The following is a 13,794-nucleotide window of genomic DNA, read 5'->3' as shown; positions in this document are numbered from 1 at the left end:
TATTTTCAAAGAGAAGAAGGGGGCGGGATCCCGCCGGGGTGGTGGCGCTCGGGCCGGGGCGGGCCTAGGGTGCGCGCATCCATCCGATGATGTTTCGAGGAGCCCCGGCATGACCGACCTGACCCCGATCGAATTCCTCCGCGACGGCGATGCCGCGCAGGCCGAGGGCCGCGTCGCGGTGATCCTCGGCGCGCTGCCCGAGCGCTTGGGCGCGGGGGCGCGCGCGGCGCTGCAGCGGCTTCAGGCCTCGGACCGCTGGGACAAGCTCGAGGAGGGCGGCGCCGTCGAGATCGCGATGCCGCAGGACATGGCGGCCGAAGGTCTGATCGCCGTGAAGCTGGCCGAGGGCGCCGAGGCCGAGGTGCTGCGCCGTGCCGGGGCGGCGATCGCCACCACGGCCCGGCGCGGGCCGGTGACCCTGCTGGCCGGCGGGCAGGAGGGGCTGCCGGAGGTGCTTCTGGGTCTCGCGCTGCGGGCCTACGACTTCACCGCCCGGCGCGGGGCGGGGACGGAGGCCAAGGCGCCGCTCGGTCCGGTGACGGTGATGTCTCCCGATCCGGACGCCGCCGAGGCGGCCTGGGCGCCGCTGCGCGCCGTGGCCGAGGGCACGCTTTTTACCCGCGACCTCGTGAACGAGCCGGCCAATGTGCTGACGACGACGGAGTTCGCCGCCCGCCTCGAGGGGCTGCGGGATCTGGGCGTGGAGGTCGAGATCCTCGAGGAGGCGCAGCTCGAGGCGCTGGGCATGGGCGCGCTTCTGGGCGTGGGGCAGGGATCGAGCAGCCCGACCAAGGTCGCGGTGATGCAGTGGAACGGCGGGACGGGCGCGCCCTTCGCCTTCGTCGGCAAGGGCGTGGTCTTCGACACCGGCGGCATCAGCCTCAAGCCCTCGGCCGGGATGGAGGCGATGACCATGGACATGGGCGGCGCCGGCGTCGTGGCGGGGGTGATGAAGACCCTCGCGATGCGCGGGGCGAAGGCCAATGTCGTCGGCCTTGTCGGGCTGGTCGAGAACATGCCCTCGGGCGATGCGATCCGGCCGGGCGATGTGCTGACCTCGATGAAGGGCGACACGATCGAGATCATCAGCACCGATGCCGAGGGGCGGCTGCTGCTGGCGGATGTGCTGTGGTACGCGCAGGAGCGGTTCAAGCCGCGCGGCATCGTCGATCTGGCCACGCTGACCGGCGCCATGCTGATCGCGCTGGGCCACGAGATGGCGGGCGTCTTCTCGAACGACGACGGCCTGGCGGGCGCGGTCCTCAAGGCGGCGGATGCCGAGGGCGAGGGCGCCTGGCGGATGCCGATGGGGCCGGGCTACGACAAGCTGATCAAGAGCCGGATCGCCGACATGAAGAACACCGGCGGGCGGCCCGCAGGCTCGATCACAGCGGCGCAGTTCCTGCGGCGCTTCGTCAAGGACGATGTGCCCTGGGTGCACCTCGATATCGCGGGGGTCGCCTTTTCCGACAAGGGCGGCGATCTTTATCCCAACGGCCCGACGGGCTGGGGCGTGCGCACGCTGAACCGGCTGATCGCCGAAGGCTACGAGGGCTGATGCCTGCGCTGTTCTACCACCTGACGGAGGGCCGGGTCGAAGACGTCCTGGCCCAGCTGCTGCCGCGCGCGGCGCAGGCCGGCTGGCGGGTGGAACTGCGCGGCACGGATACAGCCGCGCAGGAGCGGCTGGACCTGGCGCTGTGGCAGGGGGCGCCCGACAGCTTCCTGCCGCATGCTCTGGCGGGCGGCGCGCAGGATGCCGCGCAGCCCGTGCTCCTGACGGTTCCGGGGCAGGCGGCCACCAACGATCCCGCCTGCCTCTTCTGCGTGGGCGGCGCCGAGGCCGCGCCGGAAGAGGCGCAGAAGCTGGAGCGGGTCTGCATCCTTTTCGACGGCTACGACGAGGCGGCGCTGCAGGCGGCGCGCGGCCAGTGGCGGCGGCTGACCGGCGCCGGTGTCGCGGCGCAGTACTGGGCGCAGGACGAGGGGCGCTGGGTGAAGAAGCAGGGTTGACCCGGCGCCCCCGCGGCCTGTGGATGGACCCCGAGACCGAAGAGGGAAGCGATGATGCCGGAGTTTCCGATGAGCGGCGGCTGCCAGTGCGGCGCGGTGCGCTATAGCGCCGGCGGGCTGCTGGACAATCCGCACGTTTGTCACTGCCGGATGTGCCAGAAGGCGACGGGCAACTTCTTCGCCGCTCTCGTCGGTGTCCCGAGGGCGGTGCTGACCTGGACGCGCGGCACCCCCGCGGTTTTCGAAAGCAGCGCCGGGATCGAGCGCGGCTTTTGCCGCGATTGCGGCACGCCGCTGTTCTATCACAGGCGCAGCGGCGGCCATGTCTCGATCACGATCGGCAGTTTCGACGATCCGGGAGCCATTCCGCTGGTCTCAGAGTCGTCGCGCGATCTGGCTGCGCCGCAGCTGGGACAGCTCGGCCATCTTCCGTTCGACGCCTCAATGGAGGAGGAGGATCCGGAGGCCGCGGCACGGATCGCGGCGAGCAGCCGTCAGCACCCCGATCACGACACGCAGGGCTGGCACGCGCCGGACTGACCGCTGCGGCTTCAGCGGGTCAGGACCAGCCGCCCGTCCTCGATCTCGATCCGGCCGAAGAGGCGCAGGTAGCCCATCCCCAGCAGCGAGAAGGGCAGCCCGCCGTCGGTGACCACGGCGCGCACATCGGTATCGGTGATCCCCTCGAGGCTGACGCTGTCCAGCCAGACGGCGGCGGTGCGCACGGCGCCATTGGCCGTCATCGCCTGCCCGCCATAGGTCAGGGCCCCGGGGTCGATCCCGGCGCGGCGGGCGTCATCCTCGGACAGGACCATGTCGGTGGCGCCGGTATCCACGACGAACTCGACCGGCGTGCCGTTGATCTGCAGGGTCAGGTAGTAGTGCCCGTCGCGCGCCTGCGGCACCTCGATCGCGGCGCCCCCGATCAGCGATTGGCGGGGCAGGACGGTGCCGCGGATGTCGCCCCAGAGGCCGACGGCGGCGATCACCCCGAGGAAGATCATCCCCCAGGCCGCGGCCATGCGCGCGGTCTTGCCCAGGCTGGCGCGGTTCTCGGTGATGAACCAGCCGACGAGGGCCGTGCCGAGCAGCACGAGAAAGAGAATGCGGGCGATCTCGTCTCCGGTCATGCCGCTGATATGGGGCCTCTAGCGCGGACCGCCAAGGCCGCCGGTGAGGCCCGAGGCGAGAAGCCCGTCGAGCACGAACTGGATCGCCAGCGCCGCGAGCAGCATGCCCAGCACCCGCGTGACCACGTTCAGCCCGACGCCGCCCAGCAGCCGCTCGATCGGGGCGGCGAGGAGGAAGGCCACGAAGACGGTCAGCAGGATCAGCGCCAGCACAAGGGCGATGGCGGCGAAATCGGCGGCGCCATGGGCGCGGTCGGCCAGCAGGATCACCGTGGTGATCGCGCCGGGCCCAACGATCAGCGGCAGGGCCAGCGGGAAGACCGAGGGGTCATCCTCGTCCTCGGCGCCTTCGGCATTGTTCTGCCGCCGCTCCTGCCGCCGCTCGAAAAGCATGTCGAGCGCGGTCAGGAACAGCAGCAGGCCGCCGGCGATGCGGAAGGCCGGGAAGGTGATCCCGAGAAAGCGCAGCAGTTTCTCGCCCACCACGAGGAAGAGGCCGAAAAGCACCGCCGAGACGAGGCAGGCGCGCAGCCCGATGATCCGCCGCCGCGCCGCGGACATGCCGCGCGTCAGCGCGATGAAGACGGGCACGAGGCCCAGCGGGTCGACGATGACGAACAGCGTCGTATAGGCGGTGATCAGGCTCGACAGATCGGTCATGGCAGGGCCCGGTAGAGGATGTGCAGATCGACGAACCCGCGCTGCGGATGGCGAAAGCCGCCGGGCACGGCGCCGAGGGTGACGAAGCCGAGGTCGGCGTAAAGGGCGAGGGCGCCCTCGTTGCTGGCGGCGACGGCATTGAACTGGATGCCGTGGTAGCCGGCCTCACCGGCCCAGCGGATCGTGTCGCGCACCATGGCGCGGCCGACGCCGCGGCCCCGCGCAGCCTCGGCCACCATGTAGGAGGCATTGGCGATGTGATCGCCCGGCCCGTCCCGGTTCGGCCCCATATGCGCGGTGCCGAGGATGCGCCCGGCCTCTTCGGCGACGACCACGCGGGTGCTGGGCGGATCCAGCCAGAGCGCGCGGGCGGTGTCTTCGTCGGTGTCCGGGGCGTAGGTATAAGTGTCGCCGGCGCGGATCACGCTGCGCAGGATCGGCCAGAGCGCGGGCCAGTCGGCGGGCGCATAGGGCCGAAGCTGCAGGCTCACGCCGCCTGCGCCTTTTCCAGCTTCTCGAGCGCGGCCATCCACATCGCCTCGGCGCGGTGCAGGCCCTCCATCACCTCGGCGTATTTCTTGTTCCATGTCTCGAGCTCGCCCTTGCGGGCATCCTCGTAAAGCTCGGGATCGGCAAGCTTCGTGGCCAGCTTGTCGCGCATGCCCTCGATCTTGGCGACGAGCTGCTCGTTCTTGCGGGCTTCGGCGCGCAGGGCGAGGATCTCGTCGCGGCTGGGCTTGGGCGTCTTCGGGGCCTCGGGCTTTTTCTGCGGCTTCTTCTCGCCGCCATCGCCCGACAGCAGCATCCGGCGGTAGCTTTCCAGATCGCCGTCGTAGGGCGCGACGCGGCCGTCCTTGACCAGCCACAGCCGGTCCGCGACCATCGACAGAAGGTGCATGTCGTGGCTGACGAGGATCACGGCGCCGGAATATTCGGTCAGCGCCTCGACCAGCGCCTCGCGGCTTTCGATGTCGAGGTGGTTGGTCGGCTCGTCGAGGATCAGCAGATGCGGCGCATCCAGCGTCGCCAGCAGCAGCGACAGCCGCGCCTTCTGCCCGCCGGACAGGCGCCCGACCTCGGTCTCGGCCTGGTCGGCGCCAAGGCCGAAGCCGGCGAGGCGGGCGCGCAGCTTGGGCGGCATTACGTCGGGCAGGGCGCGCTGGATGTGCTGCAGCGGCGTCTCCTCGATCCGCAGCTCGTCCACCTGGTGCTGGGCGAAGAAGCCGATGCGCAGCTTGGAGGATCGGACGATCTTGCCCCCCAGCGCCGGCAGCCGGTCCGACAGCAGCTTCGACAGCGTGGACTTGCCCTCGCCGTTGCGGCCCAGAAGGGCGATGCGGTCGTCCTGGTCGATGCGCAGGTCGAGGTTTCGCAGGATCACCGTCTCGCCGTAGCCGGTGCTCACGCCCTCGGTGGCGATGATCGGGGGCGACAGCTCCTCGGGTTCGGGGAAGGTGAAGACGGTGCGGGCGGCATCCTCGGGCACCCGGATCGTCTCCATCTTCTCGAGCATCTTGACCCGGCTCTGCGCCTGCCGGGCCTTGCTGGCCTTGGCCTTGAAGCGGTCGACGAAGCTTTGCAGGTGGGCGCGCTGCGCCTCCTGCTTCTTGGCCGAGGCGGCGAGGACGGCGCGCTGCTCGGCGCGCTGGCGGGCGAACTGGTCGTAGGGGCCGGACCAGTAGGTCAGCTTGCGGTCGTTGAGATGCAGGATCCCGGTGACCGAGCGGTTCAGAAGGCCGCGGTCATGGCTGACGATCAGCACGGTATGCGGGTACTTCGACAGGTATGTTTCGAGCCAGAGCGAGCCCTCGAGGTCGAGGTAGTTCGTCGGCTCATCCAGCAGCAGCAGGTCCGGCTCGCTGAACAGCACCGCGGCCAGCGCGACGCGCATCCGCCAGCCGCCCGAGAAGGCGGAGCAGGGCATGCGCTGCTCTTCGTCGGTGAACCCCAGACCCTTCAGAATCGTCGCGCCCCGCGCCTCGGCGGACCAGGCGTCGATATCGGCGAGCCGGGTCTGGATCTCGGCGATGCGGTTGGGATCCTCGGATTGCTCGGCCATCAGCGAGGCGCGCTCGGTATCGGCGGCCAGCACTGTGTCGATCAGGCTGACCTCGTTGCCGGGCACCTCCTGCGCGACGCCGCCGATCTTGGAATCCTTGGGGATCGAGATGCTGCCGGTGTCCAGCGCCAGCTCCCCCCGGATCAGGCGGAAGAGCGTGGATTTGCCGGTGCCATTGCGACCCACCACGCCGACCTTGTGGCCGGCGGGGATCACGGCAGAGGCATGATCGAGGAGCGGGCGCCCCTCTACGGAGTAGGAAATGTCATCGATGCGCAGCATGGGGTGGCTGTGCCTCATAGGCTGCGGCGCGTCAATCGCCACTCGGGCGTGCATCCGCCCCGGGCCGGGACCCGGGGCGGGCGGGGTCAGGCGCGGATGTCGAGGCCCGTGGCGCCGTCGGCCCCGGCCTCGGCCGCGTAGGGCGAGGTCGTGGCCGACCCCTCGGCGACCGTTTGCGCCGGGGCGGCGGCGGCCACCGGCGCCGCGGTCATGGCGCCCTCTTCCGGGGCGGCGGGGCTGTCGAAGAGCGCGGCCATGGGCGAGGCCGCGCCCTCGGCGATCTTCGAGAGGCCGGCGATGACATCGGCGCTGCGCGCCTCGGCGATGGCGCTGAGGGCAGAGGCGCGGGCCAGGGCCTCGTCGGCAGCGGCAGTGCCGATGTCGCCGCCGGCGAAGGCGGCCGTCACGCGTGCTTCGCCAGCGCGGGCGGCAAAGGCGGGGGCCTCGACCGGGCGGGCGGTACCGCCACCAGCGGGCGCGGGCGCGGCGGTCTGGGCCGTGCCGCCCTGGCGCGCCGTCGAGGTGCTGCTCTCGGTGGTCTGCGGCTCCTGGCTCGTCTGCGAGGTTTGCTGGGTCTCGCCGCTGCCGGTCCGGCCAAAGCTGCCGGCGGGGATCAAACTGATCGACATGACTGGTCTCCTGAACGGTGCCCCCACCGAATGAAGACCGTTTAATCCGCCTTTACCTCTAATCGTAACGAGATCCCGATGGCAGGGTTAACGCCGCGGGCCGGCCGGTGGCGGATCCCGACCGGCAAAGCCGCCATGTTCCGCGAGCCTGCGCCCTTTTCAGCCCCCGCCCCCCATGCTAGGGGCGCGCCGAACACCTCTGCCGGGCCGCGGTCCGGCGCCCGCAACGCAGCAAAGGCAGACCATCATGGCCACCGAACGCACCCTCTCGATCATCAAGCCCGACGCCACCCGCCGCAACCTGACCGGCAAGATCAACGCCAAGTTCGAGGATGCCGGCCTGCGCATCGTCGCGCAGAAGCGCGTCCGCCTGAGCCTCGCCCAGGCCGAGACCTTCTACGCCGTGCACTCCGCCCGTCCGTTCTTCGGCGAGCTGACCGAGTTCATGGCCTCGGGCCCGGTCGTCCTGCAGGTCCTTGAGGGCGAGAACGCCATCGCCAAGAACCGCGAAGTCATGGGCGCGACCAACCCCGCCGATGCCGCGCCGGGCACCATCCGCGCCGAATTCGCCGAGAGCGTCGGTGAGAACTCGGTCCACGGCTCTGACGCCCCCGAGACCGCTGCCGAAGAGATCGCCTTCTTCTTCGCCGGCCTCGAGATCGTCGGCTAAGCCAAGGCCTCGACGCCGAGATCAAGCGGCCCGTCCCCTGCCGGGGGCGGGCCGTTCGCGTGTCAGGGGCCTTCTTGCCCGCGCCCCCGGCCCGGTGCTAGCCGTGGGCCGATCAATGACAGGGAAGGGCCGGGACATGGATCTGGGTATCGCGGGCAAGAGGGCGCTGGTCTGCGCCTCGTCGAAGGGGCTGGGGCGCGGCTGCGCCGAGGCGTTGGCCGAGGCCGGGGTCGCCCTCGTGCTGAACGCACGCGGCGCCGAGCAGCTGGAGCGGACGGCGCAGGAGATCCGCGATGCCTACGGGGTGGAGGTCGAGACCGTCGCCGCCGATGTCACCACGCCCGAGGGCCAGCAGGCCGTCATCGCCGCGGCGGGCGCGGTCGATATCCTCGTGAACAACGCGGGCGGCCCGCCGCCGGGGCATTGGACCGACTGGGAGCGGGCGGATTTCATCGCCGCGCTCGACGCGAACATGCTGACGCCCATCGCGCTGATCAAGGCGCTGGTGCCGGGCATGATGGACCGCGGCTGGGGCCGCGTCGTCAACATCACCTCGCAGTCGGTGAAATCCCCGATCCCGCAGCTGGGCCTGTCGAATGCCGCCCGCGCCGGGCTGACCGGCTATGTCGCCGGCACCGCGCGGCAGGTCGCGCCCTCGGGCGTGGTGATGAACAACCTGCTGCCGGGCAGCCACGACACCGACCGGATTGACGCGCTCGACGGCGGCATCGCCGAGAAGACGGGCCGCAGCCTCGACGCGGTGCGCGAGGAGAAGTTCGCCGCCATCCCCGCCCGCCGCTACGGCACGCCCGCGGAATTCGGCGCCACCTGCGCCTTCCTCTGCTCGCAGCACGCTGGCTTCATCGTCGGGCAGAACATCCTGCTCGACGGCGGGATCGGCAACCAGACGATGTGATTGGGGGCAGGGGGCGCCTTAGCCCCCGCCCTCGCGTGCCATGTCGGCCAGCGTCTTGCCCGGCTCTTCGGTGAAGAGCTGCGGCAGGACGCGCAGCGCGGCGATGCGGTCGGCGCGCAGCTCGGCGAAGGCCTGCGCCGTCTCGCTCCACCCGGTCAGCAGCCAGACGCGGCCCCAGTAGCCCAGCCGCAGCGGGCGCAGGACATGGCGCGGCCCCTCCTCCATCCGCAGGTCGAGCTTCTGGCGCGCGCGCACCGCGGCGCGCAGCTGCGGCATGTGCCGAAAGCCGCGCGCCGCGTCGGGCAGCGGGTAGGTGGAAAAGCCCCAGCCGGCGGCGGGCTGGCTGCGATCCTCTGGCAGCACCGCGTCGATGCGGGCGGAAAGGGATCGCGCGGCATCGCGCAGCTCCGCCTCGCCGCCTTCGGCCACGACCGAGAGGCCGATATGCAGCGCCTCGAGTTCGGCCAGCGTCAGGTTCAGCGGCGGCAGGGTCACATCGGCGGTGGCGCGGTAGCCCAGCCCCCGGCGCCCGGCGATGGGCACGCCCCCGGCGATCAGGCGATCCATGTCGCGGTAGATGGTGCGCGGCGTGACACCGAGGCGGGCGGCCAGATCCTCGGCCCGATGCAAGCGGCCGTCGCGCAGCAGCGCGATCAGGCGCACCAGCCGGTCGGCGCGGCGGGCAGGGGCGGGGGCCTCGGTCATCGGCGCCAGAAAGCGCTCCTGACAGGGCTGTGTCAAGAATTCGCGGCGCGCGGCGCGCTGAATGCTTTCGTTCCGCCGCCGCGCCGCGTAGAGATCCCCCGACAAGTCGCATCGGCCCCGCGCAGGGGCCACAGAGGGGAGACACTCCAGATGCTGAACAACATCGGGCTTCCGGGCCTTCTGCTGATCGCCGTGGTCGTGCTGGTCCTGTTCGGACGCGGCAAGATCAGCTCGCTCATGGGCGAGGTCGGCAAGGGCATCACCGCCTTCAAGAAGGGCGTCGACGAGGGCGGCCGCCCCGAGGTCGAGGATCACACCACGACCGTGTCCGAGCGCGGCACGACCGAGGAAAAGGACCGGGTCTGACCGGCCCGCAGGATCACTGGAAGGGGGCCTTCGGGTCCGCAGGGCGGTAGCACATGTTCGACCTCGGCTGGAGCGAGCTGATGATGATCGGCGTCGTGGCGCTGATCGTGGTGGGGCCCAAGGACCTGCCGGTGATGTTCCGCACGATCGGGCGCTACACCGGCAAGGCCAAGGCCATGGCGCGCGAATTTTCTCGCGCGATGGAGGACGCCGCCGATGAGGCCGGCGTCAAGGATATCTCGAAAAGCATCAACGCGGCGGCCAATCCGAAATCCTTCGGCACCGACAAGCTGCGCGAGGCGGCGGGTCTGAAGAGCCGGGCGAAGACGTCGGCCAAGACCGCGGCCGCCGGCGCCGCATCTGCCGCCGCGCCGACCAGCGCCACCGCCACTCTCGCCGAGGACCAGGCCGCCAAGCGCGCCCGCCTGCGCGAGGAGGCGGAGGCCCGCCGCATCGCCGCCGAGGCCGAGCTTGCGCAGCTGGATGCCGCGGAAGAAGAGGCCGACGATCTGGCCGAGGCGGATCTGGAGGCAGAGCCGATCAGCGCGCCGCACCCGGTCGAGGCCGCGCCGCACGCCAGCCGGAGCGACAAGTCATGAGCACCCCCGCCGACGAGATCGAGGACAGCGCCGCCCCGCTGATCGAGCACCTGGCAGAGCTGCGCACCCGGCTGATCTGGTCGGTGCTGGCCTTCGTGATCGCCATGGTGCTGTGCTTCATGGTGGCCGAGCCGATCCTGAACTTCCTGCTTCAGCCGATCGAGGGCGCGCTGCGCAACCTCGGCGCCGAAAGCCCGACGCTGCAGTATACCTCGCCGCAGGAATACTTCTTCGTCCTGATCCGCATCTCGATGGTCTTCGGGCTGGGGCTGTCCTTTCCTGTGATCGGCTACCAGCTTTGGCGCTTCGTCGCGCCGGGCCTGTACCGGCAGGAAAAGAACGCCTTCCTGCCCTTCATCATCGCCTCGCCGCTGCTGTTCCTGACCGGCGCGGCCTTTGCCCATTACATCGTCACGCCGCTGGCCATGGCCTTCTTCCTGGGCTTCGCCGACGTCAGCTCTGTCGTCTCGGCCCTGCTGATGGGCGAGGAGACGGCACAGGAGGCGATCGGATCGGGCGTGGCGGGGCAGGTGGCCGACCATGGGGTGACGATCACCTTCTTCGGCAAGGTCAACGAATCCCTCGATATCACGCTGAAGTTCATCGTCGCCTTCGGGCTGTGCTTCCAGCTGCCCGTCCTGCTGACGCTGATGGGCAAGGCCGGGCTGGTCAGCGCCGCGGGCCTGCGCAGCGTGCGCAAATACGCGCTGGTCGCGATCCTGCTGGTCGCCGCGCTGGCGACGCCGCCGGATGTCACCAGCCAGATCATCCTCTTCGTCACGGTCTACCCGCTTTACGAGGTGTCGATCTGGCTCGTCGCCCGGATCGAGCGCAAGCGCGAGGCGCGGCTGCGGGCCGAGGGGCTTTGGGTGGACGACGACGAGGACGAGCAGCCATGAGCGAGGAGGCCCTGAGCCGCATCGCCGCCGCGCTGGAGCGGCTGGCCCCGGCGCCCGCGCCCGCGCCGGACTTCGCCTCGGCCCCCGCCTGGCTGTGGGAGCCTGATCCCGACCGGATGATCCCGGTGCCCCGGGTGGCGCGGGTGGACTTGCCGCTGCTGAAGGGCATCGACCGGGCGCGCGATACGCTGGTCGCGAATACCCGCCGCTTCGCGGCCGGCATGGCCGCCAACAACGCCCTTCTCTGGGGTGCGCGAGGCATGGGAAAATCAAGCCTTGTCAAAGCGGTGCATGGCGCTCTTGCGGCAGAGCATGAAGAGCTGAAGCTTGTCGAGGTCCAGCGCGAGGACCTGCCCAGCATCGGCCGCTGCCTTGCGCTGCTGCGCGCCGCGCCCCAGCGCTTCGTCCTCTTCTGCGACGACCTGTCGTTCAGCCACGACGACCAGCACTACAAGGCGCTGAAGGCGGTGCTCGACGGCGGCATCGAGGGGCGGCCCGACAACGTCGTGCTCTACGCCACATCGAACCGGCGCCACCTGATGCCGCGCGAGATGATCGAGAACGAGCGTTCGAGCGCCATCAGCCCCTCGGAAGCGGTCGAGGAGAAGGTCTCTCTCTCGGACCGCTTCGGGCTGTGGCTGGGCTTTCATCCCTGCGACCAGGACCAGTACCTTGCGATGATCCGGGGCTACTGCGCGGCCTATGGCCTCGAGGTGGCCGAGGATCGTCTGCGCGCCGAAGCGATCGAATGGCAGGCGACGCGGGGCAGCCGCTCGGGCCGGGTGGCCTGGCAGTTCTTCACCGACCTCGCCGGGCGCGAGGGGCTGACCCTTGAGGCTGCGGGCGCCTAGAGCCGAAGCTCGGCGACGCCGGGGGCATCGGGCAGGGCCCGCTCCGCTTCCATCCTGACACGCAGCGACTGCAGGTCGATGGCCTTGCCGAAGCGGTAGCCCTGGGCATAGCGGCAGCCCAGCGCCAGCAGCATCGCGTGCTGCTGCTCGGTCTCGACCCCTTCGGCGATGACGTCGATGCCAAGGCCATAGGCGATCGACATCACGGCGTTCACCAGCACCTCGGCGGCGTGATGCTGGCCGAGGTCCTGCACCAGCGCGGTGTCCAGCTTCAGCTCGTCGAACTCGATCCGGCGCAGATGCTCGAGCGAGGCGTAGCCGGTGCCGAAATCGTCGAGGCTGATGCGCAGCCCCTCGCGGCGCAGCGCCTCGATGCTGTCGAGGATGAGGTGGCCGGAGCGGGCGATGAAGACGTCCTCGGTGATCTCAAGCGTCAGGTGCGGCAGTGCCTGCGGATGCGCCCTGAGGGCCGCGCGCAGATCGGCCATGCCGCTATGCGTCGCCAGCGCGATCTCGGTCACGTTGAGCGAGACCTGCCCGGGATCGAGCCCCTCGGCCAGCAGGGCCGAGATATCGGCGAGCACGGCGCGCGCCATCGCCGCCATGAATTCGCCCTGCAAGCCGCGCTCCTCGATCGCGCCGAGGAAGGCCGAGGGCGGCAGCAGGCCGCGCTCGGGGTGCTGCCAGCGGACCAGCGCCTCGAGGCCGTGCAGCCTGCCGCTGTCGAGGCGCACCTTCGGCTGGTAGAAGGGCCGGATCGCGCCGCTGCGCAGCCCCTCTTCCAGCGCCGCCCGTTCGGGTGCCCGGGCGCGGTCCTGCAGGCGCCCGTCGTGCACGACGATGGAGCGTTCGGGATCGGCCTTGGCCCGGTACATCGCCTGATCGGCGGCCGCGCAGAGGGCGGCGACGGTCGCCAGATCGCCGGCCTGGCCAGAGCCGGTGAGGGCGACGCCGATGCTGGCGCCCAGCCGCAGGGCGGTCCCGCCCCAGCTTACCGGGGCGCAGGCCTCCTTCATCGCGTATTGCGCCAGCCGCAGGGCCGTCGCCTCGCTGGCGATGCCGCTGAAGGCGAGCATGAACTCGTCGCCGCCCAGCCGCCCGGCCACGCCGTCCTCGCCGGCCAGCGCCGAGAGGCGGCGACCGATCTCGACCAGGACGCGGTCGCCGGCCTCGTGGCTGTAGGTGTCGTTGATCGGCTTGAAGCCGTCGAGATCGATCAGCAGCACCGCGATGCGCTCGCCCGTCGCGCGGTTCGAGAGCAGCGCCTGCAGCTCCTCGTCGAAGGCGGGCCGGCTGAGCAGGCCGGTCAGCGGATCGAGCCGGGCCTTCATCTCGAGCGCGCGCAGCCGCGCCTGCACGGCCTCCTCCTCTTCGCTGCTGACGCGCTGGCCCTGCTTGCGCAGCAGCGTGCCCATCATCGTGTGGCGGCAGAACAGCGCCATGACGAGCGCCGGCACCGCCCAGTGCCAGACGGCCTCCACCTGCTGCGGCGCGGCGAGCGCGATCAGCGCAAACATCGCCGCCGCCAGCGCCACTAGCGCCGAGAGCTGCACCCGGTTGAAGACCGGCATCGAGATGAAGGCATTGGCGATGGCGGTGAAGCTGCCGCAGAGCCAGATCGCACCGGTCAGCATGAAGGGCACCGAGGGCTGCGCCGCCAGCAGCAGCACCGGGCCGCAGGTCACCGTCACCCGCAGCGTCACGCATAGCAGGATCAGCCGCGTTTCGGGCGGGCCGGAGGGGGCCTGCACCGCCTTCAGCCACCGATGCATCAGCACCGGCCCCGCCTCGAGCAGCAGGACGGCGGCGGCGAAGGGCAGCAGCGCCAGACGGTAGCCGGCCAGCGCGCAGATCGCCAGCAACAGCGCCATCATGACCAGGCGCATGGCGCGCCGCTCGTGCCCGAGGCGCAGCGCAGCGGCGGCCTCGAAGCGGGCAGAGGACAGCAGGCGTGAGGGCACGGCAGCTCCGGGGGCAGGGGACGGGGCCCGCAGGCTAGCGCGGTTTCCTCAATG

General features: G+C 70.7%; 16 protein-coding genes. 9 read left to right on the top strand and 7 right to left on the bottom strand.

Going from position 1 to position 13,794, the window contains the following annotated elements; genetic code table 11:
• Positions 1-109: 109 nt before the first annotated feature.
• Genes DFP88_RS12230 through DFP88_RS12220 form a run of 3 tightly spaced genes read left to right on the top strand, consistent with a single transcriptional unit; the run spans position 110 to position 2,553 of the window.
• Entirely contained in the window at positions 110-1,558 is a 1,449-nt protein-coding gene (locus DFP88_RS12230; RefSeq protein WP_110814952.1) for a leucyl aminopeptidase, read from the top strand.
• Positions 1,558-2,013, top strand: coding sequence for a DNA polymerase III subunit chi (locus tag DFP88_RS12225; protein WP_342767723.1), 456 nt, complete (start codon positions 1,558-1,560; stop codon positions 2,011-2,013). Before DFP88_RS12230 ends, DFP88_RS12225 begins: the two co-directional genes overlap by 1 nt.
• Before the next feature lie 51 nt (positions 2,014-2,064).
• A complete protein-coding gene (locus DFP88_RS12220) occupies positions 2,065-2,553 on the top strand; it encodes a GFA family protein (RefSeq protein WP_220032331.1) in 489 nt (162 codons plus the stop codon).
• A gap of 11 nt (positions 2,554-2,564) precedes the next feature.
• On the opposite strand, the gene DFP88_RS12215 is transcribed toward DFP88_RS12220, so the two are convergent.
• The 5 genes from DFP88_RS12215 to DFP88_RS12195 all read right to left on the bottom strand — a co-directional run bounded on the left by DFP88_RS12215 (position 2,565) and on the right by DFP88_RS12195 (position 6,773).
• Complete coding sequence (locus DFP88_RS12215; RefSeq protein WP_110814950.1) at positions 2,565-3,143, bottom strand: retropepsin-like aspartic protease family protein; 579 nt, start codon at positions 3,141-3,143, stop codon at positions 2,565-2,567.
• 18 nt (positions 3,144-3,161) lie between these two features.
• Positions 3,162-3,803 (bottom strand): MarC family protein, encoded by a 642-nt coding sequence (locus DFP88_RS12210; protein ID WP_110814948.1) that lies wholly within the window; start codon positions 3,801-3,803, stop codon positions 3,162-3,164.
• Positions 3,800-4,294 carry a GNAT family N-acetyltransferase gene (locus DFP88_RS12205; RefSeq protein ID WP_245904806.1) on the bottom strand — a complete coding sequence of 165 codons (495 nt, stop codon included), beginning with the start codon at positions 4,292-4,294 and terminating at the stop codon, positions 3,800-3,802. Before DFP88_RS12205 ends, DFP88_RS12210 begins: the two co-directional genes overlap by 4 nt.
• Positions 4,291-6,144, bottom strand: a complete 1,854-nt coding sequence (locus DFP88_RS12200) for an ABC-F family ATP-binding cassette domain-containing protein (RefSeq protein ID WP_181418634.1) — start codon at positions 6,142-6,144, stop codon at positions 4,291-4,293. The genes DFP88_RS12205 and DFP88_RS12200 overlap by 4 nt, the downstream gene beginning before the upstream one ends.
• An 86-nt stretch (positions 6,145-6,230) precedes the next feature.
• Positions 6,231-6,773 (bottom strand): hypothetical protein, encoded by a 543-nt coding sequence (locus tag DFP88_RS12195; RefSeq protein ID WP_110814945.1) that lies wholly within the window; start codon positions 6,771-6,773, stop codon positions 6,231-6,233.
• Between the two features lie 247 nt (positions 6,774-7,020).
• Here DFP88_RS12195 and ndk point away from each other — a divergent pair, with 247 nt between their 5' ends.
• Positions 7,021-7,443: a nucleoside-diphosphate kinase gene (ndk, locus tag DFP88_RS12190; RefSeq protein WP_110814943.1), complete on the top strand. Its 423-nt coding sequence runs from the start codon at positions 7,021-7,023 to the stop codon at positions 7,441-7,443.
• Positions 7,444-7,579: 136 nt separating this feature from the next.
• On the top strand, positions 7,580-8,359 hold the full coding sequence (locus DFP88_RS12185; protein WP_110814941.1) for an SDR family oxidoreductase: 780 nt from the start codon (positions 7,580-7,582) through the stop codon (positions 8,357-8,359).
• 18 nt (positions 8,360-8,377) lie between these two features.
• On the opposite strand, the gene DFP88_RS12180 is transcribed toward DFP88_RS12185, so the two are convergent.
• On the bottom strand, positions 8,378-9,100 hold the full coding sequence (locus tag DFP88_RS12180; protein WP_342767722.1) for a helix-turn-helix transcriptional regulator: 723 nt from the start codon (positions 9,098-9,100) through the stop codon (positions 8,378-8,380).
• Between the two features lie 114 nt (positions 9,101-9,214).
• Between DFP88_RS12180 and DFP88_RS12175 the strand changes: the two genes are divergently transcribed.
• From DFP88_RS12175 to DFP88_RS12160, 4 genes are read left to right on the top strand one after another with little or no spacing between them, the layout of a single operon-like run.
• A complete protein-coding gene (locus tag DFP88_RS12175; protein ID WP_110814939.1) occupies positions 9,215-9,430 on the top strand; it encodes a twin-arginine translocase TatA/TatE family subunit in 216 nt (71 codons plus the stop codon).
• A gap of 53 nt (positions 9,431-9,483) precedes the next feature.
• The gene (gene tatB / locus DFP88_RS12170; RefSeq protein ID WP_110814937.1) at positions 9,484-10,029 is read left to right on the top strand and encodes a Sec-independent protein translocase protein TatB; all 546 of its coding nucleotides are present in this window, start codon (positions 9,484-9,486) and stop codon (positions 10,027-10,029) included.
• Positions 10,026-10,928: a twin-arginine translocase subunit TatC gene (gene tatC / locus DFP88_RS12165; RefSeq protein WP_110814935.1), complete on the top strand. Its 903-nt coding sequence runs from the start codon at positions 10,026-10,028 to the stop codon at positions 10,926-10,928. The genes tatB and tatC overlap by 4 nt, the downstream gene beginning before the upstream one ends.
• Positions 10,925-11,779, top strand: a complete 855-nt coding sequence (locus DFP88_RS12160; protein WP_110814933.1) for an ATP-binding protein — start codon at positions 10,925-10,927, stop codon at positions 11,777-11,779. Before tatC ends, DFP88_RS12160 begins: the two co-directional genes overlap by 4 nt.
• Here DFP88_RS12160 and DFP88_RS12155 read toward each other — a convergent pair.
• Entirely contained in the window at positions 11,776-13,740 is a 1,965-nt protein-coding gene (locus DFP88_RS12155) for a putative bifunctional diguanylate cyclase/phosphodiesterase (protein WP_110814931.1), read from the bottom strand. The two genes, DFP88_RS12160 and DFP88_RS12155, sit on opposite strands and share 4 nt — an antisense overlap.
• Positions 13,741-13,794: the final 54 nt, after the last annotated feature.

It is taken from the genome of Pseudoroseicyclus aestuarii (assembly GCF_003217255.1).
Taxonomy (GTDB): Bacteria; Pseudomonadota; Alphaproteobacteria; order Rhodobacterales; family Rhodobacteraceae; genus Pseudoroseicyclus; species Pseudoroseicyclus aestuarii.
Note: the sequence above shows the minus strand (reverse complement) of the source record. Positions and strands in the feature narration are given on the sequence as shown.

Bases quoted from the DNA above. Each gene is read 5' to 3' on its own strand.
- tatC (WP_110814935.1), top strand. From the start codon at position 10,026: ATGAGCACCCCCGCCGACGAGATCGAGGACAGCGCCGCCCCGCTGATC.
- ndk (WP_110814943.1), top strand. From the start codon at position 7,021: ATGGCCACCGAACGCACCCTCTCGATCATCAAGCCCGACGCCACCCGC.
- DFP88_RS12225 (WP_342767723.1), top strand. From the start codon at position 1,558: ATGCCTGCGCTGTTCTACCACCTGACGGAGGGCCGGGTCGAAGACGTC.
- DFP88_RS12175 (WP_110814939.1), top strand. From the start codon at position 9,215: ATGCTGAACAACATCGGGCTTCCGGGCCTTCTGCTGATCGCCGTGGTC.
- DFP88_RS12200 (WP_181418634.1), bottom strand. From the start codon at position 6,144: ATGCTGCGCATCGATGACATTTCCTACTCCGTAGAGGGGCGCCCGCTC.
- DFP88_RS12220 (WP_220032331.1), top strand. From the start codon at position 2,065: ATGATGCCGGAGTTTCCGATGAGCGGCGGCTGCCAGTGCGGCGCGGTG.
- DFP88_RS12185 (WP_110814941.1), top strand. From the start codon at position 7,580: ATGGATCTGGGTATCGCGGGCAAGAGGGCGCTGGTCTGCGCCTCGTCG.
- DFP88_RS12210 (WP_110814948.1), bottom strand. From the start codon at position 3,803: ATGACCGATCTGTCGAGCCTGATCACCGCCTATACGACGCTGTTCGTC.
- DFP88_RS12230 (WP_110814952.1), top strand. From the start codon at position 110: ATGACCGACCTGACCCCGATCGAATTCCTCCGCGACGGCGATGCCGCG.
- DFP88_RS12215 (WP_110814950.1), bottom strand. From the start codon at position 3,143: ATGACCGGAGACGAGATCGCCCGCATTCTCTTTCTCGTGCTGCTCGGC.
- tatB (WP_110814937.1), top strand. From the start codon at position 9,484: ATGTTCGACCTCGGCTGGAGCGAGCTGATGATGATCGGCGTCGTGGCG.
- DFP88_RS12195 (WP_110814945.1), bottom strand. From the start codon at position 6,773: ATGTCGATCAGTTTGATCCCCGCCGGCAGCTTTGGCCGGACCGGCAGC.
- DFP88_RS12160 (WP_110814933.1), top strand. From the start codon at position 10,925: ATGAGCGAGGAGGCCCTGAGCCGCATCGCCGCCGCGCTGGAGCGGCTG.